This is a genomic window from Coleofasciculus sp. LEGE 07092 (assembly GCF_015207375.1).
In the GTDB taxonomy this organism is placed as follows: domain Bacteria; phylum Cyanobacteriota; class Cyanobacteriia; order Cyanobacteriales; family Coleofasciculaceae; genus LEGE-07092.
The window spans coordinates 1-22,001 of the sequence record NZ_JADEWY010000094.1; the positions used below are offsets into that span (position 1 = coordinate 1).

The following is a 22,001-nucleotide window of genomic DNA, read 5'->3' on the forward strand; positions in this document are numbered from 1 at the left end:
GGGCAGAGGTGCAGGGGAGATGAGTAACACCTCAAAAATCTCCTTGTCTCCTTGTCTCCTTGTCTCCTTGTCTCCTTGTCTCCTTGTCTCCTTGTCTCCTTGTCTCCTTGTCTCCTTGTCTCCTTGTCTCCTTGTCTCCTTGTCTCCTTGTCTCCTTGTTCCCTTGTCCTTGAACAACTGGTGCGTGATCCTATACGAAAAGAGCGATGGCGGCAGGAAGAAAAAAGGGGGAATACTCCCTTTTACCTGCCGTTGGAGGCTTTTGCTCCGCACTGTTGTGACCTCCAAGTGGCTAAAATATGGTGTCGGCATTTGAAAAGCAGGTGCAGCCCCTCTGTGAAGCTATTTACATATCACACTCCCGAATTGACGCCAACTGATAAGGTTCCAGACTGTGCGATCGTTATCGATGTCTTGCGAGCTACAACCACGATTGCGACAGCCTTAAACGCTGGTGCTGAAGCCGTTCAAGCTTTCAGTGACATTGACCAACTGATGCAAGTAAGCGAACAGTGGCTGCCTGATAAGCGCCTTCGTGCTGGAGAACGCGGTGGTGCTAAAGTACCTGGATGCGATTTAGGAAACTCTCCCCTTGATTGTACGCCGGAGCGAGTGCAGGGATGTCGCTTGTTTATCACTACCACTAATGGTACTCGCGCTTTACAGTGTGTTCAAAAAGCTCCTGTGGTGTTAGCTGCCGCGATGGTGAATCGTCAGGCAGCAGTGCAGTATGTGTTGGAAATGCAGCCAGAATCGATATGGCTGGTGGGTTCGGGTTGGCAAGGTTCTTTCTCCTTAGAAGATACCGTTTGTGCTGGAGCGATCGCCCAAAGTCTCGTAACTCAAACGGGTCAATCCATGGATGATCTTGCTGGTAATGATGAAACAATTGCCGCGATCGCGCTTTACTCCCAGTGGCAGAATCAGTTACTGGAACTGTTTCACCACGCTAGTCATGGTAAGCGCCTGCTACACCTAGATTGTCACGCCGATTTAAAGTACTGCGCCCAGGTTGATATTTTAGATGTTTTGCCGATCCAGAAAGAACCGGGGGTTTTGGTGAAAAATTAAAATTAGGTGTAGGGACGCGCCATGGCACGTCTCTACATTCCTAGGATGGCTAATTCAGGTCATTGTGCTTTTGCTGCATCCCAGACACAAAGACCTTGTTATATTCGGTTAAAGCCAGAATTAGAAGCGCGATCGCTAAAATAACAGCGACGGTTACACCTCCGTAGTGCAGTAAGGTTGCTGGATCTAATTGGGTGAGGGGTATAGGTTCTATAGGTTCTATTGAGCTAGTAGTCTGGGGTTCAGCTTGGGGTTGTTGTGCCAGATACGGTTGCATTTCAGGTTTATAGTTCATGATGAAGTTACCTCGGTTATCGATAAAACCATGATGACTTTGGACTAGGGTACTTTAGGTAGGTGGAAGTAGGAGGATTAACAGTCTAGACGGTTGTAGGCAAATGTAGGGTAATGTTGGTTTATAGGGAAAAGTAGGCTTTTAACAGCTTTTCTTAAACTTTGTTCATGAAAGTCAATTCCAGATAATGGAGTCACGAGACGCATTAAATTTTATCAATAGCCTGCTTTTAGAAAAGTCCCAGCCTGTTTTAAATGAATTAGAAGAAAGTATTTTTGTAGGAATATGGGAAGGGAAAGATTATAAGCAAATTGCAGCTAAAGAGCATCAGAGTGATCAATATATCCGAGAGTGTGGTTCAAAGCTATGCAAAAAAATTGAAACCTATTTAGAGATTAAAGTTAAAAAGAAAAATTTCAATAATCCCATAGAATACCTCTATACTCAGTATGCTGTACAGGTTGAGACTGAAAAAATAAAAGAAGAGAGATTAGAGCAAACTGACTCCTTACACCAAACCTCGATTACTATAGATGAAACTCTAATCCCCAATCCCTTCATTCCTCAACAAGCCAGAATAGACGATCCGCAACTCTTTTTTAACCGCGATCGCGAAATCAGGCGGGTATTCGAGGTTCTCAATAGCGGCAGTAGTGTTGCTCTAATTGGGGAGGAGGGTATCGGCAAGTCCTCTCTGCTGTGGAAAATTTGCCAACTGGCGGAAAGTTACCTTCATTCGCCGCGTCAGCCAGTCTTCTTAGATTTGAGTTTGGTTAATGATGAAAATGACTTCTACAATGCTTTGTGCCACGAGGTTGGTATCCCTGAAGGCAACGACTATAGGCTAACTCGAAATTTGCGCGATCGCAGAATCTTACTCGCTATAGATAATGTGGAGAAGATGACGTGGGAAGGGTTTACTCGTGGATTACGCGATCGCTTGCGGGGTTTAGCTGAGGGCAGCAATGCTCCTCTGAAGCTGATTTTAGCTGCCACTGAACCCCTGAGTACCCTTTTTAAGGATAGTCAGGACGGAAGCAAGACATCTCCGATGGAAACCGCTTGCCAAGAGGAGAACCTAAAACCTTGGGATGAAGCTACTACCCGTGCTTTTATTGATGCGCGTCTTGCTGTGACTTCGGTGCGTTTTACTGAGGAGGAAATCATTCAGCTAGTGCAGGAGAGTGACGGACATCCTCGGCAATTGATGCAGTTGTGTTATCGAACTTATTCTCGGTATGTGGAGGGTGGGGAATGAAGTTACATTTTGCAGAATCTTCGTCTATCGTTCACATCCGCCAGGGATTCAAATCCCTGGCTCATAGCGAAAGTCCACTAAAGTGGACTCTAAGATGGCTTTCTAGGGCATATTTTAAAACTTCCCCATCAGATTCAGAGCCCTCTAAATCCCCCTTAAAAAGGGGTACTGTGACTCAATTCTCCCCCCTTTTTAAGGGGGGCTGGGGGGGATCTGGGGGTTTGAAAACACACCCTAGTCCTCTTCAGAGGACTTTAGCTATTAGCCCGGAAATTAATTTCCGGGCGGGATTTGCAGCTTACCGATAAGGGTGCAAGAGTCAGATGAGCCAACACCGCCCTGTTCCGCGCTTAGACTTAGCCCCCAAGCTGAAGCGTCCCCTGTCGTTGTGGAATCTGCTGGATTACCTGCGGTTGTTGTACTGGGTGTTTTACTTTCCCCAGGCTTTGCGATGTTACTTAGACACTTTTGGGAATAAGTTTATTCCTGCCGGGGAAATAAATTGGCGAAAGGGATGGCACTGGTTGTGCCGGAGCCGCATTGAGCGTCAGCTTATTCTACAGGGTTTGGCATTAACAGTTTTTACATTGCTAGCTCTGGGCGTAATTTTGCAAAGGATAGGCGTTTCCTTTGATGGATTCTTTACCTTAATTTCCATACTGATGTTTAGTGTGATGGCTGGCTTCCTGGGCGTTTGGGGAGTCGCTCAAAAGTACGGTATGACCTGGGGATTGGCATCGGGCATAGCCTCTGGCATTACTTTTGGTATAGCGTTTGTTGCACTGGGTAGCGCACTCGTGCTAAGCGGTGTGGTATCAGATGTGTCGTCAAGCGCCGCATCAAGTGTAGCGGTTTTTTTGGGGAGCCACATTGCGAATATTTTGGCAAAAAGTGTGGAATTCGGCATTTTGTTCGGTGTGGCGTTTGGCATATCTAGAAGCGCAACATTAGGCTTAGTATCGGGTGTTGCTTTCGGCGTGTGGCTGACTCCGTTGCTCGGTGTGTCATTTGGTATATTGATCGCGATGTTCTCAGGCATTGCGTTTGACTGGGAATTTGGCATTGCGTCTGGAGTGGGATTTGGAGTAGCCTTCAGCGTTGCATCTAGTCTGGGAATACTTCGTTTAGAAAACTGGCTTTTCTGTTTACCCCTAGCTCTGCTGTCACGCTGGAATAGACCCAGGTTACTCCCCTGTGTAACCCCACTTCCTTTGCCCTACCTTTCTTTTTGGTTGACTAGGTGCCTGCGTCAAGATTGGGAAGCGGGTATTAACAATGCGAACCAGCTACTAGCCTACACACTTCAGTTCATTCCTGTTGTCAAAGCTGTTAACCGGGTTCTTGCTGAAATTTCTCCAGAGCTAATCATTTTACGTATTGCCCAACTGACTGAATCCACTGATGATTTGAGGCTGGTACGTTTTATCTCAGAAAAGCTAAACCTGGGGACAGATAACGTTTTTAAACCTCGCTTGGACACTCCGGCTCGTGCTACTGCTGCTGGTTTTTGGTATCTGCAATACCCTATTCGTGAAACCTTGTTTGCCGGAAAGATAATCTCGAACCCGTATGATCAAAATTTACAGAAGGCAGTGGAAGCTTTTTCTGTAGTACGTTCTCTTCCCCATGCAGAAGAGATTTTTGTACTGACTCAAACTCTTGCCATTTTCAACGAAGCTTCTGATCTAGCTGCTATTGCCTTTGTTCAAGTACCCAATTTTCCACAGAAACCTCTTCTTCGTCCAGCTACTTGGGAAACCATTGCACGTCTACATCGAGTGGTTCAGGAAGCTCAAATTGTCTTGCGTAGCCTGTCTCATTCAGCACGAGCTTTTGCTCTGAGCCGAGCATTAGGAGAACTCACAAATATCCTAGACGAAGCCAATACCTTGCCGAAAGCAGAGCAATGGCGAATAGTTTATATTGCTCAAATTTGGCGACAAGCTTTTCTGCAAGTAGCTGGCGAGGTTGGGGAGATTTCCATCGCTGAGCGTGTGCGTAATCCCTACGTTGTCGGCGACCCAGTTGAGGAGAATCTCTTTGTCGGGCGGGATGACGTGATGAAACAACTAGAGGCGCAGTGGATCTTGAGTAATCAACTCCAATCTGTAGTTCTCTACGGACACCGACGCATGGGTAAAACCTCCATCCTTCTTAACACTTCTAAGTGTCTAGGGTCAGAGATACAGATAGCGTATGTCAACCTACTACTATTGGGAAATAGTCCCCAAGGCGTCGGGGAAGTGCTGATGGCGATTAGTGATGCGATTTCCGACGCAGTAGACTGCACACCCCCAGATGATGCCGATTTGCTGAACCTTCCCTACCGTACCTTTGAACGCTACTTAAAACAGATCGAAGCACATCTTAGCGGTGGGTTAATCGTCGCCCTAGACGAGTTCGAGAAAATCGAGGAACTGATAGAAGCTGAGAAAATCCCTAAAGACTTTATGGGGTATCTGCGGGGGCTGGTGCAAATGAGTTCCAAAGTGGCATTCGCCTTTGCAGGTTTGCACACCTTGGAAGAAATGACAGCCGATTACTTCCAACCCTTCTTCGCCAGCGTCATCCCCATCCACGTTGGCTTCCTGCAACCTGGGGCTACCCGCCAGATTCTCGCTAACCCCGATGAAGACTTTCCCCTCGACTACACCCCCGAAGCCCTAGACCAAATCTACGCCCTCACAGCAGGTCAACCCTACTTAGTTCAGCTAGTCGGATTCCAGCTTGTTCGCCGCTACAATGACTCTGTTTTCGAGCAAGGACGCCCCCGCAAGCCAGTCTTCACCGTAGAAGACGTGGAAGCCGTCATCAACGACCCCGAATTCTTTAAGCGCGGGCGCTACTACTTCGATGGCGTTTGGGGTCAAGCCGCACGAGGGGCTTCTGGACAACAAGCGATACTAAAAGCATTGGCACCTTATCCAGAGGGGCTAAGTGCAGATGCTTTAGCTATGGCTACGGGTATGGATCAGGAAACATTATATGAAGCCCTCAAGACTCTAGAACGCCACGACGTTATTCAACAGAAAGAGGGCTGCTGGCAAATTATTGTAGAACTCTTCCGCTGCTGGGCTTTAAATGTGTAGCGCTTCCCCATCTCACCACCCTAAAAATGCGATCGCTCCAGCCTAAAAATTTAAGAGCCAGGACAGTCTAATCCTGACTCCTAACACCCTCAAAACTGCCGTAAAAAGCGTAAATCGCTGCTGTAGAGACGGCGAATGTCATCAATTTGATGCAAGACCATAGCAAAGCGCTCAACCCCAAAACCAGCGGCAAAACCCGTATAAACTTCAGGGTCATAGCCAACAGCCTTAAGGACATTGGGGTCAACCATACCGCAACCCATGACCTCCAACCATTTCCCTTTCCATTGAATATCTACTTCTGCCGACGGTTCGGTAAAAGGAAAATAACTGGCACGGAAACGCAACTCCAGCTCTTCCCCAAACATTTCCTCTAAGAATACCTTCAAGGTTCCTTTGAGGTCGGTAAAGGTTAACCCTTCATCCACAGCTAATATTTCGATCTGATGGAAGACTGCTGCGTGGGTAGCATCAACTGTATCTCGTCGATAGCATCGACCCGGTGCCACAATACGGATAGGTGGCTCGTTGGTTTCCATGTACCGAATTTGCACAGAAGAAGTATGGGTGCGTACTAAATTCCCATCCGGCAGGTAAAATGTATCCTGCATATCCCTGGCTGGGTGGTCGGCTGGTGTATTCAGCGCCTCAAAGTTATAGTAATCTGTCTCCATCTCCGGTCCGGTGGCAATGGTGTAGCCTAATCCGACGAAGATATCCAAAACCCGGTCAATGGTGCTGTTAATGGGATGCAGCCGACCTTGGGGACTATAAACGGCTGGCATGGTAACATCCAAGGTTTCGGCAGCCAACTGTGCTTGAATCTGGACGGCTTGTAGTTCTTGGTGCTTCTGTTCCAGGTTCTGTTGAAGAGCTTCTTTCACGTCATTCGCTAACGCACCGATCCGAGGTCGGTCTTCTGCTGTTAGCTTGCCCATGCCGCGCAAGACCTGAGGAAGCTGCCCTTTTTTGCCTAGGTAGTGGACGCGCCACTGTTCCAATTGCTCCAGGGTTTCGACAGGAACGAGTGATTGAATCGCTTCTTCTTTAAGTGCAACTAATTGAGTCTCAAGCTCGTTGAGCGAAGTGGTCATGCTAAGTCGTTGTGAGGTTTGAGAGGTAAGTGTTGAGGATTGCAGCGAACCATCTTTACCAGTGTATCTTCAACGGGGAGAAGACTCCTGTATCCGTGACGATAGGGTCATCGATCGCCTGGGCTTGGTTATGCTGAGAGAATCGAACAACGACTTTTATCTCTTGGGGCGCTACTGGAATGAAATTGCTCATTAGCAACGATGACGGGATCTTCGCACTGGGTATTCGCACCCTCGCCAACACCCTTGCCGAAGCGGGTCATGACGTTACCGTTGTTTGTCCCGACCGAGAGCGATCGGCAACGGGTCACGGTTTGACTCTCCACGACCCCATCCGTGCTGAAAAGGTCGATACTATTTTTCACCCCACTGTCAAGGCTTGGTCTTGTTCGGGAACGCCCTCAGACTGCATAAAACTGGCGCTGGGAGCCTTGATTGATAGTCCACCGGACTTCGTTCTGTCTGGCATTAACCACGGCTCTAACTTGGGAACGGATATTCTTTACTCTGGCACTGTCTCAGCCGCAATGGAAGGCGTGATTGAAGGAATTCCTAGCATTGCCTTCAGTTTAGCTAACTATAATATCTCACAGGAATTTGATGTTGCGGCAATGTTTGCCAAAACTCTGCTGGAACGGCTATCCAAGCAACCGCTTCCCGAAGCACTTTTACTCAATATCAACGTGCCACCAGTGAAGGGATCAGAAATTGCCGGTGTTTTAATTACCCGTCAAGGCATTCGTCGTTATTTCGATACCTTTGAGAAACGAGTCGATCCCAGAGGCAAAACCTACTACTGGTTAGCGGGTGAAGTCCTCGAAGATGTCGAACAACCCGCACACCTTCACCTTCCCCCTGATATGCCTACCGATGTTCAGGCGATCCAGAACAAATACATTACTATCACCCCTCTACAGTACAATCTGACCGATGTAGCTGGAGTGTGTAGTTTGCAAAAGCTAGAACTTGATTGGATTTGACTTTATGGAATTGCTTGATGGATTGATTTTGGAGATGCCGCCAGAAGGAACGGAACACACTTATTTTGAAGAAAATTTAGCAAAAAGGCTGGAACGGCTGGCAGAGGGGCGGGCGTATGTCAGAGAAAACAAGCCAATCACTTTGTCAAATTCTGAACCGGAACCGAATATCGTTATAGCCAAATTGCCGCGATCGCAGTATCTAGACCATCACCCATTCCCTACAGATATTTTACTATTGGTTGAGGTTTCTAAATCGACGCTAGAACGCGATACTTCAGTAAAGAAAAAGATTTATGCGCGAGAGAATATCCCAGACTATTGGGTGGTTGATGTTGCCAACAGGAAGCTGATTGTTTACCGTTCGCCAGGGTCAGGAGATTATGAGCAAAGGGCAGAATTATCATCAACAGAAAAAATTTCTCCGTTGGCTTTTTTCGATATTGAGATTGCGATCGGGCAAATTTTTTCTGTCTAATATGTAAAAAATCAGGAAAAGCCAGACTAAGGATGCTTCGCCCTATGCTTCGACTGCGCTCAACTATTTCGTTCAACCGCCGCCCTGGTAAAACAACTCGAGAAATCGGAAAAACTTTTCACACAGTTCCGAGTCTCTCGCTCCAGATTCCACCTCCTTTCTAATTTCTTCAACGGCTTGTATCCAGTAGGGGCGCTCGCTGGCTCGGTCGTTGCGGCTGCGATGTAGCAACCGCTTGCTGATAATGGCATCTGCCACGTTCACCAACTGGAAAACCTGAACAATGAACGGAATTTCATCGCCCTGCAACTTATCTGGATAGCCTGTGCCATTCAGCCGTTCCTGATGGGAGCGTACTAAAGGGGCAAATTCTCTGAGTACCGGCAACTGCTTACAAATGAGGGCTGAGGTTTCTGGATACTCTCGAATCTTTGCCCAATCTTGTTCAGTTAGCGAACCGGGATTGAGCAAAATAGAGTCGGGAATGCCAATTTTTCCCAAACCGTGGCAGTAACTCAAGAACACAAGCTGACGTAGTTGGATTTTATCTAATTCCAGCCAGCGCCCAAAGTGCAGGCACATAGTTCGCAAACGATAGCACCGCAAGCCAGCCGTGACATTGCGAGCTAGCTGGATCTGTTCGAGGAAATTTAAAATCTCGGCGTCGCCGGGATAAAGCATTAAACTGCACGATAAAGTCTTTCATTGTTATTTTTGCACTCTTGTCCAGTTTCCGTGATCCCCCTTCTCCCCCTTTTCAGTACTGCTCATCTCTTAGGATTCGGAGTATTCTGGCTGTTGTAACCTCATACCCTGCATCTGTGCAATGTTTTTGTTTCTCTCAAAGCTATTGCCATTATTTCTGTACCCGTTAGGACTGGCGTGCATACTGATGATTGGGGCTTTAGTGCTGTCGTGGAAACGTCCCCGCTGGGTGCCAGTACCTGTGGCGCTGGCGTTGATCGTTTTGCTGCTCACCAGTAACAGTTGGGTTGCTAACAGCATCGCGCAATCTTTGGAATGGCAGTACATCCCATCAGGGGAGTTACCCCAAGCCGATGCAATAGTGGTGTTGGGAGGCGCAACACGATCAGCGTTTTCCCCTCGACCTGCACCTGATTTGACCGAAGGAGGCGATCGCGTCTTATATGGTGCTCAACTCTACCGTGAAGGGAAAGCTCCTGTGGTAATCACTTCCGGTGGTCGGGTTGAATGGCGCGGTGGTGGGTCGCCAGAATCGGCAGACATGGCTCAAATCATGGAAACAATGGGCGTTCTTTCCTCAGCTATCCTGCAAGATCCGACCTCTCTCAATACCTATCAAAATGCCGTCAACGTGCGGCAAATTTTGGAGAAGCAGGGTATGCAGCAGGTATTGTTAGTTACCTCAGCAATGCATATGCCGCGAGCACTACGGATTTTTCAACGTCAGGGAATTGATGCTATTCCAGCCCCCACCGATTTTTTGATTACCCAACAAGAACTGAATGAGCCAAATAGCAGTTTTCAAGCCACCGTACTCGGTATTCTACCGGATACCCAGCGTTTAGATATAACGACCCGGGCGCTGAAGGAATATATTGGAACCGTTGTTTACCGTCTCCGAGGTTGGCTTTAAGAATTCAATTGAGTCGGTACAGAAGCGTCTAGATAGGTTTCAATCGCATCACACGCTACACCCACACCATCTTCTGCTCGTATCTGATCACCCACTTCAGTTGAGCGGGCAGTATAACTAGGATTACATAACAGATGCTTTAGTTCACTAGCAACACGGTCAGCCGTATACTGGTGGCGTTCAAGCATACGTGCCACACCGAGGCGAACCAAACGTACCGCGTTATCCGGTTGATCGTGGGCGTAGGGTACGACTAACATCGGACGACCGGAGCGCAACGCTTGACCTGTTGTTCCTACACCACCATGATGCACGATCGCCGCAGCGCGGGGAAAAATTTTCGCGTGGGAAGCATAGTCAACGGCTAACACCCCTGCCGGTAGCTCCTCCACGGGTAGGTGGTGTACCCCTTGTCCCATCAGCAAAATAGCCCGATAACCTAACTTCTGGGCAGCAATAGCCCCCTCCAGATAGAAGTTACCGGGAGTCCACACCATTAACGAGCCTAGGGTAAACACGATAGGCGGCGCTCCTGACTCTAAAAAGTTGACGAGTTCAGGAGAGAGTCCCTCACGATTCTGGCGATCGTAAAAGGGAAATCCTGTAACGCAGGTTTGGGGACACCAATCAGGTTGAGAGCTAGTAAAAACTTGGGAGAATAGAGCTAGAACTAAATTGGGTGAATGCTGACCTTCAAAAATGGGGTTATATCCGGGTTGTAGCCCCAGTTCAGCCCGGAGTTGTCGCACTGGCGCACTCCACAAACGGGCGCTCCATTGAAAGTGACGGATGCGTGAATCATTAGCGACTTGTTCGAGGGCACGCTCATAAGAGGAAACGGGGAGAGTCGAGACGCTTGGGGAATCGTAGGCGGACATAAACAAGATGGGAGAGAGTACGCTCGAAACCCAAGGAATACCTGTTTTTTCAGCAACTAGAGAACCTGCGAATGCTAAGTGGTGCGTCAACAGCAGATCTGCGCCGTACACCGCATCCATCAGATCGCTGTAGCTAGCACGCAGGTGGGGCATCAATTGATAGTTGATGATGTATTCACTCCCCCGTTGGCAATCGACAAGCAGCTTCAGAAACGCACCCTCTTGTTCAGTATTGATTAAACCATTAGGTCTGACTGCATGAAATTCAATACCCTCAGCCTCTATCTTGTGGTGATAGATCTCACTGGTGGCAATGACGGCACGATGCCCCCTTGATTTTAACTCCAGGGCGATCGCCATGTAGGGATGTAAATCGCCAAATGAGCCATAGGTTGTCAGAACGATATGTTTCCTTGTCTTTTGTATCGTCTTGGGTTTGGAGGAAGTCTTCTCTTTGTGATTTGTCCTATTGTGCATCTTTAATGCTCGGTGGGAGTTAGTGCTATGTCTATTTTGGCTAAGACTGCTTGTTATTTAACCGTGAATTCGGTGAGGCATCTAGTACTGAATTATTGAGCGGGGTTTTTCCTACCTTTCCTACTTTTCCTACCTTTTCACTATAAAATAGTGTTGTTTTGTATCGGGTAATTTTCAAAATTGCAAATTGATTGTAAGATGTTCTCGTTGGGTGAGAAGTGACCAATTCCGGTACTCAGTGCTCTAAAATCAGATAACTATCGTTGATCCTTATTTCCCCCATCCCAGAAAGGGACGAAGGTTTAGGTTTACTTTGTCTTTTTTGAGTGTTAGCTCCTCGTAGTTGCCATAGAACTTCATGATCACTGAATCTTGTTCAGCCATGGGTATCCAGATTGACTCAAGCTACGATAAGGACGCCTAAGCTCCAAAATCCATGAGAAACTCCTGGGAGTCGGAAAGCCGATTTGTATCGCACTCAAAAGCGAGGAAAAGTTATGCAGCTTTCACAGAGGAAAGAAGCTAATGTTGGGAATTTTTTTATTGTTCGTTATTTTAAGTGTCTATAGTTGGTTAGTCTATGAGCCGGAGCGCTACTCAGTTTACCCACCCAAAAAGCTTTCACCGTTGCCAGCCCTCCCGACTAGAACCGTTATACTCGACAACCAACAACAAGAAGACTGGGGAACTGCCCAAGACCAGTCTATGTTTGATCAAACTATTATTAACGAGACATTACAGCACTCGCGTTTAGCAATTGTTGCCAAAATTCAAAAATTTATTGAAACTCAGTCCCAAGTATCGGGAGCTTATACTCCCTTGTACGATTTATTGACGGATTACCCGTTTCGCTCTGGCAAAATGCTGCGACCAACCATGTGTGTCAGTGTTGCCCGTGCCGTGGGAGGAATGGGACACGCCGCCTTAACCGCAGGAGCTGCCCTAGAACTTTATCATAATGCCTTTCTCATTCACGATGATATTGAAGATGAGTCCGAGTCTCGACGGGGCAAAAATACCTTGCACCAAATGATTGGGATTCCTCGTGCTATCAATGTTGGGGACGCGACGAATGTCTTGGCAGTGGGGCTACTGCTAGAAAATTTATCGGTTCTGGGCGTGTCTAAAACTCTGAATATTCTCCAGGAAATTGAGTTTATGGCACGGCAATCTGTGGAAGGACAGGCGATGGAATTGGATTGGGTTGCGACTAATCCTTCCCATCTGAGTGACCAGGACTATTTCACGATGTGCGTCAAGAAAACCTGCTGGTATTCCTTTATTACACCCTGCCGAATTGGTCTAATTGTAGGACATCCAGCAGCTAGTTTGAGTGATTTGGTAGAACCTTTGGCAGGTTTAACCCGGTTTGGCATGATCTTGGGTATTGCCTTTCAGATTCAAGACGATTTGTTAAATTTGCAGGGCGAACTCGAAGCTTACGGCAAAGAGATTGGTGGGGATATCTATGAAGGTAAACGTACCTTAATGCTCAATCATGTTTTAGCCAGCAGTGGTCACGCCTCTGAGAAAATACGAAACATTCTTACCCTACCGCGTCAGAAGAAAAAGCCGGAAGACATTGCCTTCATTATGAAGCAAATGGATCAGTGTGGCAGTATTGAACATGGTTGGGCAGTAGCGCGATCGCTGGCAGGTAAAGCGGCTAAAATTTTTGATACCCTCGATTTTTTACTCCCTGAAACCCCTCTGCAACCTGGAGAAGAATGGATATCTCACCTTCATGACCGTCGGTTTCTTAAGGAATTGATTAATTATGTGATCTATCGCAGCAAGTAATGAGAAAGTTTTATGACTATTATCTCATTCAATTGCCTCTAATTGGTTTTTTAAATTGTTTTATTTTTTAATACTTATATGGGTAAGGCTATTGATAAGATAGGGAAAGGGCAAACTGAGGACAACAACCAACGGGTGTTGACAAAAACTCGATTTTTATTCAGGGAATGTCGGATTTATAAACCCTCAACAGATGTTTAACAAGGAGTCACTAAAATGGTTCAAATTAAAGTTGAAAAAGTTAATTTACATAACTGGAAAGAAGAATCTTATGAGAAGGGGGCTGGGAAATGGACAGTATCCCCAGATGGTCAACAAGTGCTTCAGTCTAAAAATGGACAACCCACTCTCTTTTACAGCCCATTTAATGTTTTTAATACCAAAGTATCTGGAAAGATAATAGTCGGCAATAGTGGCGATGACGATTATATTGGCTTTGCCCTTGGGTTTAAACCAGGAGCTACTCAAGATAATTCGGCGAAGTATCTTCTGGTTGATTGGAGAAAGGGTGAGCAGACCTATAAGGGAAAGTTAGGAAAAGTTGGATTAGCTGCCTCTGTTGTCAAGGGAATGCCCCTAGAAGGGGATTTTTGGGGTCATGCGGGCAAAGTGACTGAACTGGCTCGGGGGAAAACTTTAGGAAATAAGGGATGGAAAAATCATGTTGAATATTCCTTCGACTTTGTTTATACCCAAAGCAATTTAAAAGTTTTCGTCAATGGGGATTTAGAAATCGATATAAAGGGCGATTTTACTGAAGGACGGATTGCCTTTTACAACTATTCCCAAAATAACGTTACCTATAAAGCCTTCCAAACCAAAGTGCTTCCCGCTGGTCAATTGGAAGTCGCCGCTATTTCTGAACATGGCGTAGAATTGACGAATCCTATTGATACCGAGGCAAAAATTCAAGTTACACCCTCTGGGAAATGGTCAGTGAAACAGGACGAAGAAATCACGGCGGCAGGAAAACCAGGAGCATCTCTGCTAGATAAATTAACCTATCCCCAGAATACTCCTTACTCCTTGGTTGCTATCGATAAAGCGACGGGGAATGTGATTGAAGAAGTGGGATGTGAAAAAGTTATCACCCTGAAAGCAGGTCAAACCTTGATTTTTAAGATGAATGATGAACCCGGATGGTATTGGGATAACACGGGCAGCGTAAGGGTTGATTGGATGGTTCTTGATTAACAAAAGGGTAGAGGAGTGGGGGAGGGTTGTACTAGCGTTCACTTCACAAACATCTCGGTAGTACAGGAATGCATCTATTAAATTGCCGATGGTGTCGATGAAATAAAAACCAGCCATTTTTCTTTCCTTCTCCTTTGCCCCATCAATCGGAAAAAAACAAATGATGATTGAACATTTGGCAAAACCCATCGCCCTCCCCCAGGTTAACCAACCCATCCATGCAGGTGCAGAATTGACGTTACAGCTACGGCTGCAAAATCAAATGCCTGAAGCTGTGCTTTTTCGTCCTACTCTAGATGATTGGGTGGTAGATAAGGGTCAGATTCTGCCCATGACTAATTACTTAGAGCCGACCTACGTTTATCTGGTGCCGGGGAGTGAGGCTCGCTGTAAGATGACCATTTCGGTTCCTTTACAGTGTTCGATTGGCACAATCCTTAAAACCTGGTTGAGATTCCCCGGTATTTTGGAAGATGCCATCCCCATCAAATTAAAGATAGTCTCACCTGCCCAAGGGTCAGAGCAATCTCAGAGGGTAGAGTTGCCATTGCTCGTGACGTTTCCCCCTGATCACAACGGTGAGGAAACCTCCTTTGGAGCCTCTGATCAGACGACAGCCAATATTTTTGGTTTGATGTCGGGATTGATGGATCTCGATCAGATTCCCTCCCGTTGGCTAGTCGCGGAACTGTTAGTCATCCTTTGCCAAAGGGGAAATGACTACGCCCAAACTCAACCGGGCAGTCAGTTACTCAGCCAACTGAGTCGCACCTGTTTCTTTAAAAATGGGGTAGAGGCATTCTCATCAGCGCAAGTGCCGCACTGGATCTCGAGTAGTTTGTCAGCGGCGAATACCATCCTAAATAGCCGAATTGGACAAACAGGGCTACTGCACCTTTGGGAGCGGTGGTTTTTGAGTTTGGCTCAAACGGATTTAGAAGGGGGACAAAGAACGAATGGAATTGCAGTTCCGCCCTTGTCCATAGACGCCTTTGTCAGCAAACTGGGGATGTCTAGCGATCGCTGGTTTACCGGAATCGTTCTAGGATTAGCCCAGATATCACCCAGACTCGCTGCTATTTTAAGGGCGATCGGCAATCACCCCAAGGCAATGTTTCCCTCCGAAGACGGTAGCGCTACCCAAGCCAGTTACAGTTTAGTGGCTGGATTACCAGGGCTAGATACACTCCCGGCTCGCTGGCTGGTGGTAGAACTGTTAATCATTCTCTGCCAAGGGGGAAATGACTATGCTCGAACCCCAGCCGGACAGCAATTGCTCGACTCAATCAGCCGTACTCGGTTATTTAAGAATGGAGTTCTGGCATTTGCATCGGCACAAGCGCCCCGTTGGATAACCATTAGCCAGTCCGCTGCTTCTGCCTACCAAGCCTCTTTCGGGGGTCAGGGGGGTCTATTGTCTACAGGGGAACAGTGGCTGTGGAGTTTAGTGCCAGGGGCATTAAAAGTCGGTGAGATTGGCAGCAAAATTTCCGTTCCCCAGTCCTCCAGGGCAAAGGTTGTCAAGGAAATGGGGATGGATGCCGAACGCTGGTGTGCCGGAATCATTCTAGGACTAACCTTAGTGTCACCCACAATTGCCGCAACTGTAAAAGCGATCGCAACACAGGCACCCCCTCCTCCCACTCAACAACGTCCATCCCAGGTCATGCTTAACAATGTTCTGGGTGAAGGTGGATCGATTCAGCGATGAACATTGACCAACAACAACTCCTAGCGCGTATCGAAGCCCTACGCATCCCCCTAGATGATCCCATCTCGCCAATGGATTGGAAGGATTGGTATCACTTCATTTTGATCGATCCCCAGTCTGGACTACGGGTACTCGTCAACATCACCCTGATTGGCAGACCTGAACAGGGGCAGATTCAAGTCAGTTTGATTGTTAATCTTCCCTCAGAATGGATTGCCCAAGCACTCCGACCGGATACGCCGTTGGCGACGTTTGGTACAACCTTTTGCCGGGAATGGCAAACTGACACGGTGCGTCAGAGTCCCTTACTTGTAAAGGCTCCCGGTATCCATCTAGAAGTCAATGGCAGAACTTCTGTTCTCGAAGTTCAGGATGAAAGGAGTCAGTTATTGATCCGTTTTCAAGGGGAAGCCGAAGCTATACCGTTATTAGTCACAGAGGATGCCCCCTTTGGTAGTGGTTTTATTGGCTGGGGCTTAGTACCTGGTGTGAATGTTTTAGGAGAGTTGTCTGTTTGTGGGCAGTCGTTCTCTATCCATCAAAACTGGTTTTGCTATCACGATCGCAATTTTGGTCGTTTCCGCTGGGGTGAGGATATCGGTTGGGAGTGGTTTGTCGTCTGCGCCACCACCGATGATGGTAGATCGATCATTTGCGTATTAGACCGACGTACAAACAAAAACCATTCTATCAGTGGTATGCCTTATATTTTCATTTACTTAGGCAGGGAGTTGCGTAAGGTATTCCTAGGTTCCAGCTTACAAATTCATTGGGATTGGTCGCCCTCCCCCACCTTACCCTTACGTCTGCCTGGAACTATGGCTTCACTATTTGCTGACCGCACATTAAAATTGCCCCACAGCTTACAAGTAGAGGGGGCTGATGAACAGGATCGGTTATCACTCAAGCTCCAGTTTGAAGCGGAGGCAGAGCTAATTGTCCCGGATAATCAAGAACGTCAATATAGCTTCATTGAAGAAGTAACAGGGAACGCCGAAGTCAATCTTTCCTTACAAGGAGAAATATTTCGCGCAACGGGATTTGTTTATGGAGAATATGTTCATTAAACCCATGTTAAAACAAAAACTATTTTAGAGAGTTCAATCATCTGTTTAGAGTTCAACCCCCCTAACCATTAATGAATTAAAACCAGGGTTATTGATTATGACCATTTTCCGAAACCCAAACATTTCTCTCGTTTCGATTACACTATTACAGCGGTTTCAGACTCGATGTGATAAACCCAAACAAGAGTAGAACATGGCTTTCTCATGGCTACTGTACTACACCGTGTTAGAAAGTGCTGTATACTTTCGGCCACACCTTGTTTAACCATCTCTTCTGCTAATTCCCTTGCCGTCCAATGACTGATTGGTCGTCCGCAATCTTCTGGCTCACAACAGGCAAGTGCAAATAATTCTACAACTTGCTCCATACTAAATTTGGCTGGCGCACCACGGCGCTCTGTGTCTTGCAAGCGTTCAATAACTGGTAACTTTCGCTCGCTTAACTCTAACCATCGATGCCGCCATCTACGAGCCATGAATCGACTGATGTTCAATTCCCGCCCAATCTCACGGTTATTCTTGCCTTTGTCTGCCAGCAAAATTATTTTTGTTCGCAGTGCTATTTGTTGCGGTGTGCTACGGCGATTGAGCAGTTTTTCTAACTCTTCGCGCTCACACTCACTTAGGGTTAATGATTTTGGAGCTAATTGTGCCATGTTCTCGTTCCTTGTCTCTGTTGTGAGTGCAATTTATCTCAGTTAGCCCCAGTCTCCCATAAGATAGGTACTTTACTTCCGCCGTGCTCTACTAGCTAGCGTTTTAAGAATTTCATCACGCCCATAAGTCTTGGCACGGATTGGAAATCCGACTTTATCCTGGATTTCCTCAAGCAACTCTATTAAGTGAGGATACTGAGCTATTCTTTCCTGTATTCGGTCAATCCCGAACTCTTCAATTTTGCGCTTCAGAACCAACCATGTTTCTTGAAACGATGACACGATTGTTGCACTGAGTTTTAAGACTGGCTCTTTTAGCTCCGTATTAAAAACAATCTCCGTAGGGAGTGTTGTCATTGCTGCATTCCGGCTGGGCAGAAGTTCCTGACCGACAATAGCGTTGATAATTGTAGATTTGCCAGCCTTCATCGGGGCAGTAATCGCCATCCTTAGCTCAAGGTTCTCCACCTTACGAGCTTCATTAGCAATTTGCTCCCGATATTTTTCATATTTGTTTTCAGTGCCATCCTTAGACCAAAGTTGCGTACTAGCGTTGTCCATTAGGGCGCTGATTTGCTCTAGCAGCTCGATAACGTCTTTTTGCAGGTCTTGAACGTTGGGCTTGAGGGCTTCAGCATCCATCGGTTTTCCTCTCTTGAGAAGTTAGCAGCACTGACATCGTGGCTGGAAAAATTGCCATTGCCCCAAGCTTAACTGTTGTCCAAAAGCCATCGAATCGGTAAAAATACTGATTGACAATCAGTAAAAACCCTATTGACGAACTCAAGTTGACAAGCTAAACCCTGAAGCAGTGCAGCTAAATACCCTTTGATGAGAGTCAGGGAGACTAATTGATCTCTATTGTCAGGACATTTTCATAAATGCCAATTCAAACCGGAGGCTGCTTAGGATTCTTAGAACCAAGAAATTGAGATTTTATGTCCTCCAATTCCCGATCAATTTGACTTTTCGACTTTGGCGCACCAGCAGACGCAGAACCCTGAGACGCAGATTTTTGACTTGGACTTTTAGAAGCTGGAGTGCCAGTAAACTCAGACTTTAATTCAGCTAAATCTTCATCAACACCGCTACCGTATATTGTTCCAGTCGGTTGCGATTTCACAGGAGGTGACGCCCCAGGACTTACAGGTTGCTGAGGCTTTACAGCGGCTGGAGGTGTTTGAGAATTAAAATCCTGAAGCACCTCAGCAGCAGATTGGTAGCGTCTGCCAATCGCCCCCTCTAGCATCTTGTCTAGAATTTTACCCAAGCGATCGCTAACTGAATTCCTCAACCCTTGTCGCCAAACCCAAACCCCTTGATTCACATCAAATAAGTCAAAGGGATGCACCCCAGTCAACAAATGAATGCAGGTAACGCCGAGACTGTAAATATCACTCGCAAAAACCGCTTTACCGATACCTTGTTCCGGTGCCACATACCCTACCGAACCAATAACAGTTCCCGTTCTCGCTAAAGCCGTACCCGTGGCAACTTTGGATGCCCCAAAATCAACCAAAAATAACTGCTTATCCCTCGTTCTACGAATAATATTCTCAGGTTTAATATCCCGATGAATAACTTGATGCTGGTGAACAAATTGCAATACAGGCAATAGACTCTTCAGCAACGAATGAATTTGAGTTTCTGTAAACGCGCCATTCCTTGCCAATTCCTGTGCTAAATCTTGCCCCTCAATAAACTCTTGCACCAAATACTGCTGACTGTCTTGAGAAAAATACGCCAGCAGTTCAGGAATCTGAGAATGTTTACCCAACTCATCTAGCCGTACTGCCTCTTGAGTGAATAACTCTGCCGCCTTCTGCACCGTGCTTGTCCCCTGTGCTTGGGGGAAAAACTGCTTAACCACACAGCGCGGATAAGACGGTTTATCCTCATCCACAGCTAAGAATGTCCTGCCAAAGCCACCTTGCCCTAAGGGTTCAAGAATTCGGTAACGCTCTTTGAGCAGTAACTTTGAGCCACAAGTTAGGCAAAATTTCGTCCCAGTAGGATTCTGGGGATTTGGGCAGCTAGGGTTGAGGCAGTAGCTCATTTTTGTAGTTAGGGGTTAGCCATTGTATCTCTATCTTAATTCTGCAAGAGTACTGCGCTTGCTAACTAATAGCGATAAGCCAGGGAATTACCGCAGAATGTTGTATCCTGCTTTCTGACGTTCAACGCTTCCAGTATGGCTATCGGTGAGATTGGATTAGGAATAACACTTCTCTCTTTGGCAATTTGGATATACTTACTGTGCTTTCATGGTCAATTTTGGCGTTGTAATCAGCACTTAGACGCACAAGCAACAGACGTAAACAACTTACCTTCAGTTTGTGCAGTAATTCCAGCGCGGAATGAAGCACAGGTACTACCCGTCAGTTTGCGATCGCTCCTTACCCAAGATTATCCTGGTTCTCTCATCCTTATCCTCGTCGATGACAACAGCACCGATGGAACCGCCCGCGTTGCCCATTCTGTCGGTAAGGGTTTAGGAATTCCCATCATTGACACCCCGAAAACGTCCAAACAAAACACGCCCCCTGATAACGATCCTCAATTGCACATCCTTTCCGGTAAACCCTTACCCCCTGGATGGACAGGTAAATTATGGGCAATCCAACAAGGAACAGAATACGCCCAAACCCTCACACCCAACCCCCACTATTTTCTCCTCACCGATGCCGATATTGAGCATGAACCACAAAATCTTCGTAAACTAGTAGCCAAGGCGCAACAAAATGATTTAGATCTCGTTTCTCTAATGGTGCGGCTGCGGTGTGAGAGTTTTTGGGAAAAACTGCTAATTCCCGCCTTTGTCTTTTTCTTTCAAAAACTCTATCCCTTCCCTTGGGTAAATAACCCCAGTAAATCAACAGCGGCGGCGGCTGGGGGATGTATTTTAATAACCCGTGAAGCATTGAACCGAATTGGTGGAATTCAGATTGTCAAAAATGCCCTAATTGACGACTGCACCCTGGCACAAGCCGTTAAATTAGGTCGATCCTCCCTAGAAATTACTGAAGAGTATCACAATACCAAAGGACATATTTGGCTAGGACTTAGTGACTCAACCCGCAGCTTGCGCCCCTACCCATCCCTAACAACCATTTGGGAGATGGTAGCCCGAACTGCCTTTACCCAACTCAACTATTCCCCCTGGTTATTACTAGGAACCCTATTGGGAATGAGTTTAATCTATATCGTTCCGCCTGTAGGTACAGTTTTGGGGGTACTAACCGGCAATGGGTTAATTGCGATCGCCTCAGTGCCACCCGCTTGGGTAATCGCTTCTTTTTCAACCTGGCTACTCATGACAGTGGCATACTTACCCACCATCCGATTTTACAGATGTTCTCCCTTGTTAGCATTTTGCCTGCCTGCGATCGCATTTCTCTACACCTTAATGACACTAGACTCAGCCCTACGCCATTGGCAAGGGCGAGGCGGTAACTGGAAAGGACGGATTTATTCGGGATAGCTCGAAAATACATTAATAGTCACTTGCTGCAATACTCTCAATCCCCGTAAAGCCCCTTGAATAAGTTGAGTCGCAGCCAACGGTTGTCGAAGCAAACCCAGGGCTAAAGGAAACGGCTTCAGGGAACCCTCAGAACTAAGTGTCGAGTTGAGATTGGGAAGAGTTTGGTGGCAACTGTCGCTAATAACTCGCACCATTGCCACGTCAACACCTGCCAGAGAGAGAACATCAAGGACAGCAAATCCTTCCATATCGACAACGCTGGCTTTATAAATGTGATTGAGTTGGCGTTTTTCTGAACTTGACTCAATCATGCGATCGCTCGTCATTGCCCTAACTCTAGAGGCTTTCTCATTCAGACTGCGGTGCAACCCATTGGTTAATGCATCGTCGCATTCTTGTAACTGGGGTCTAGACCCCTGAGGCACATAGAGGCAATCTCTATAGAGTACAATATCCCCAATTCCGTAACGAGGTGACAAACTGCCGCACAAACCCATAACCAAAACTCTGGAATGTGGGGAATTAGCAAAGGGTTCGTCTTGCAACCATTGCTTTAAACACTGAGTTACAGGTTGGGTGCCGATTGGAATGGGCACAACTAACGGTTGGATGGAGGAAATCTGGCTGAGTCCCCGACAGACAGCCTGATATTCTGCTCCTTGAGGAACCAAGATGGCATTAATAGGTAGAGTCATAGTACTGGGCATCGTATCAAAACCCTGGTTAACTGACAAAACTCTACAGCTTGCCGTTCTAGATGCCTAGGGGGGCGGGCTTGCAAAAAAGTCTAGCGCTCTCACCCCCAACCCTCTACTAGAGGGAGAGGGGAGCCGAAATGAGTAGAGTCCACT

At 46.8% G+C, this 22,001-nt stretch carries 20 protein-coding genes and 1 pseudogene; 11 read left to right on the forward strand and 10 right to left on the reverse strand.

Going from position 1 to position 22,001, the window contains the following annotated elements; genetic code table 11:
* Positions 1 to 273 (reverse strand): annotated as a pseudogene (locus IQ257_RS30235) (hypothetical protein); the annotation flags it as partial.
* 63 nt (positions 274 to 336) lie between these two features.
* On the opposite strand from IQ257_RS30235, the gene IQ257_RS20615 reads away from it, so the two are divergent.
* Positions 337 to 1,071: a 2-phosphosulfolactate phosphatase family protein gene (locus IQ257_RS20615; RefSeq protein ID WP_193878514.1), complete on the forward strand. Its 735-nt coding sequence runs from the start codon at positions 337 to 339 to the stop codon at positions 1,069 to 1,071.
* Between the two features lie 49 nt (positions 1,072 to 1,120).
* Here IQ257_RS20615 and IQ257_RS20620 read toward each other — a convergent pair whose 3' ends face one another.
* Positions 1,121 to 1,366: a hypothetical protein gene (locus IQ257_RS20620; RefSeq protein ID WP_193878515.1), complete on the reverse strand. Its 246-nt coding sequence runs from the start codon at positions 1,364 to 1,366 to the stop codon at positions 1,121 to 1,123.
* A 187-nt stretch (positions 1,367 to 1,553) separates the two neighbouring features.
* On the opposite strand from IQ257_RS20620, the gene IQ257_RS20625 reads away from it, so the two are divergent.
* Together IQ257_RS20625 and IQ257_RS20630 are read left to right on the forward strand one after the other, a co-directional pair.
* Positions 1,554 to 2,624, forward strand: coding sequence for an ATP-binding protein (locus IQ257_RS20625; protein ID WP_193878517.1), 1,071 nt, complete (start codon positions 1,554 to 1,556; stop codon positions 2,622 to 2,624).
* A 323-nt stretch (positions 2,625 to 2,947) separates the two neighbouring features.
* On the forward strand, positions 2,948 to 5,713 hold the full coding sequence (locus IQ257_RS20630; protein ID WP_193878519.1) for an AAA family ATPase: 2,766 nt from the start codon (positions 2,948 to 2,950) through the stop codon (positions 5,711 to 5,713).
* Positions 5,714 to 5,802: 89 nt separating this feature from the next.
* On the opposite strand, the gene pheS is transcribed toward IQ257_RS20630, so the two are convergent.
* Entirely contained in the window at positions 5,803 to 6,807 is a 1,005-nt protein-coding gene (gene pheS / locus IQ257_RS20635; protein WP_193878521.1) for a phenylalanine--tRNA ligase subunit alpha, read from the reverse strand.
* A 179-nt stretch (positions 6,808 to 6,986) separates the two neighbouring features.
* On the opposite strand from pheS, the gene surE reads away from it, so the two are divergent.
* Complete coding sequence (gene surE / locus IQ257_RS20640; protein ID WP_193878523.1) at positions 6,987 to 7,787, forward strand: 5'/3'-nucleotidase SurE; 801 nt, start codon at positions 6,987 to 6,989, stop codon at positions 7,785 to 7,787.
* A gap of 4 nt (positions 7,788 to 7,791) precedes the next feature.
* Positions 7,792 to 8,265: a Uma2 family endonuclease gene (locus IQ257_RS20645; RefSeq protein ID WP_193878524.1), complete on the forward strand. Its 474-nt coding sequence runs from the start codon at positions 7,792 to 7,794 to the stop codon at positions 8,263 to 8,265.
* Between the two features lie 72 nt (positions 8,266 to 8,337).
* Here the strand turns inward: IQ257_RS20645 and IQ257_RS20650 are convergent, their stop codons facing one another.
* Positions 8,338 to 8,946 carry an HD-GYP domain-containing protein gene (locus IQ257_RS20650; protein ID WP_193878525.1) on the reverse strand — a complete coding sequence of 203 codons (609 nt, stop codon included), beginning with the start codon at positions 8,944 to 8,946 and terminating at the stop codon, positions 8,338 to 8,340.
* 145 nt (positions 8,947 to 9,091) lie between these two features.
* Here IQ257_RS20650 and IQ257_RS20655 point away from each other — a divergent pair, with 145 nt between their 5' ends.
* The gene (locus tag IQ257_RS20655; protein ID WP_193878526.1) at positions 9,092 to 9,883 is read left to right on the forward strand and encodes a YdcF family protein; all 792 of its coding nucleotides are present in this window, start codon (positions 9,092 to 9,094) and stop codon (positions 9,881 to 9,883) included.
* Here the strand turns inward: IQ257_RS20655 and IQ257_RS20660 are convergent.
* Positions 9,880 to 11,238 (reverse strand): glycosyltransferase, encoded by a 1,359-nt coding sequence (locus IQ257_RS20660; protein WP_193878527.1) that lies wholly within the window; start codon positions 11,236 to 11,238, stop codon positions 9,880 to 9,882. The two genes, IQ257_RS20655 and IQ257_RS20660, sit on opposite strands and share 4 nt — an antisense overlap.
* Positions 11,239 to 11,763: 525 nt before the next feature.
* Between IQ257_RS20660 and IQ257_RS20665 the strand changes: the two genes are divergently transcribed.
* From IQ257_RS20665 to IQ257_RS20680, 4 genes are all read left to right on the forward strand, one after another.
* Positions 11,764 to 13,038, forward strand: a complete 1,275-nt coding sequence (locus IQ257_RS20665; protein WP_193878528.1) for a polyprenyl synthetase family protein — start codon at positions 11,764 to 11,766, stop codon at positions 13,036 to 13,038.
* A gap of 216 nt (positions 13,039 to 13,254) precedes the next feature.
* Complete coding sequence (locus IQ257_RS20670) at positions 13,255 to 14,232, forward strand: hypothetical protein (protein WP_193878529.1); 978 nt, start codon at positions 13,255 to 13,257, stop codon at positions 14,230 to 14,232.
* A 160-nt stretch (positions 14,233 to 14,392) separates the two neighbouring features.
* Positions 14,393 to 15,943: a hypothetical protein gene (locus IQ257_RS20675; RefSeq protein ID WP_193878531.1), complete on the forward strand. Its 1,551-nt coding sequence runs from the start codon at positions 14,393 to 14,395 to the stop codon at positions 15,941 to 15,943.
* On the forward strand, positions 15,940 to 17,010 hold the full coding sequence (locus IQ257_RS20680) for a hypothetical protein (RefSeq protein WP_193878533.1): 1,071 nt from the start codon (positions 15,940 to 15,942) through the stop codon (positions 17,008 to 17,010). The genes IQ257_RS20675 and IQ257_RS20680 overlap by 4 nt, the downstream gene beginning before the upstream one ends.
* Positions 17,011 to 17,147: 137 nt before the next feature.
* Here IQ257_RS20680 and IQ257_RS20685 read toward each other — a convergent pair whose 3' ends face one another.
* From IQ257_RS20685 to IQ257_RS20700, 4 genes are all read right to left on the reverse strand, one after another.
* Positions 17,148 to 17,666 (reverse strand): helix-turn-helix domain-containing protein, encoded by a 519-nt coding sequence (locus IQ257_RS20685; RefSeq protein WP_193933182.1) that lies wholly within the window; start codon positions 17,664 to 17,666, stop codon positions 17,148 to 17,150.
* A 72-nt stretch (positions 17,667 to 17,738) separates the two neighbouring features.
* On the reverse strand, positions 17,739 to 18,308 hold the full coding sequence (locus IQ257_RS20690) for a dynamin family protein (RefSeq protein WP_193872712.1): 570 nt from the start codon (positions 18,306 to 18,308) through the stop codon (positions 17,739 to 17,741).
* Positions 18,298 to 18,453, reverse strand: coding sequence for a hypothetical protein (locus IQ257_RS20695; RefSeq protein WP_193872711.1), 156 nt, complete (start codon positions 18,451 to 18,453; stop codon positions 18,298 to 18,300). The genes IQ257_RS20690 and IQ257_RS20695 overlap by 11 nt, the downstream gene beginning before the upstream one ends.
* Before the next feature lie 102 nt (positions 18,454 to 18,555).
* Positions 18,556 to 19,722: a protein kinase domain-containing protein gene (locus IQ257_RS20700; RefSeq protein ID WP_193872710.1), complete on the reverse strand. Its 1,167-nt coding sequence runs from the start codon at positions 19,720 to 19,722 to the stop codon at positions 18,556 to 18,558.
* A 141-nt stretch (positions 19,723 to 19,863) separates the two neighbouring features.
* On the opposite strand from IQ257_RS20700, the gene IQ257_RS20705 reads away from it, so the two are divergent.
* Positions 19,864 to 21,147, forward strand: a complete 1,284-nt coding sequence (locus IQ257_RS20705; protein WP_193872742.1) for a glycosyltransferase — start codon at positions 19,864 to 19,866, stop codon at positions 21,145 to 21,147.
* On the opposite strand, the gene IQ257_RS20710 is transcribed toward IQ257_RS20705, so the two are convergent.
* A complete protein-coding gene (locus IQ257_RS20710; RefSeq protein ID WP_193872709.1) occupies positions 21,135 to 21,857 on the reverse strand; it encodes a nucleoside phosphorylase in 723 nt (240 codons plus the stop codon). The two genes, IQ257_RS20705 and IQ257_RS20710, sit on opposite strands and share 13 nt — an antisense overlap.
* Positions 21,858 to 22,001 lie beyond the last annotated feature (144 nt).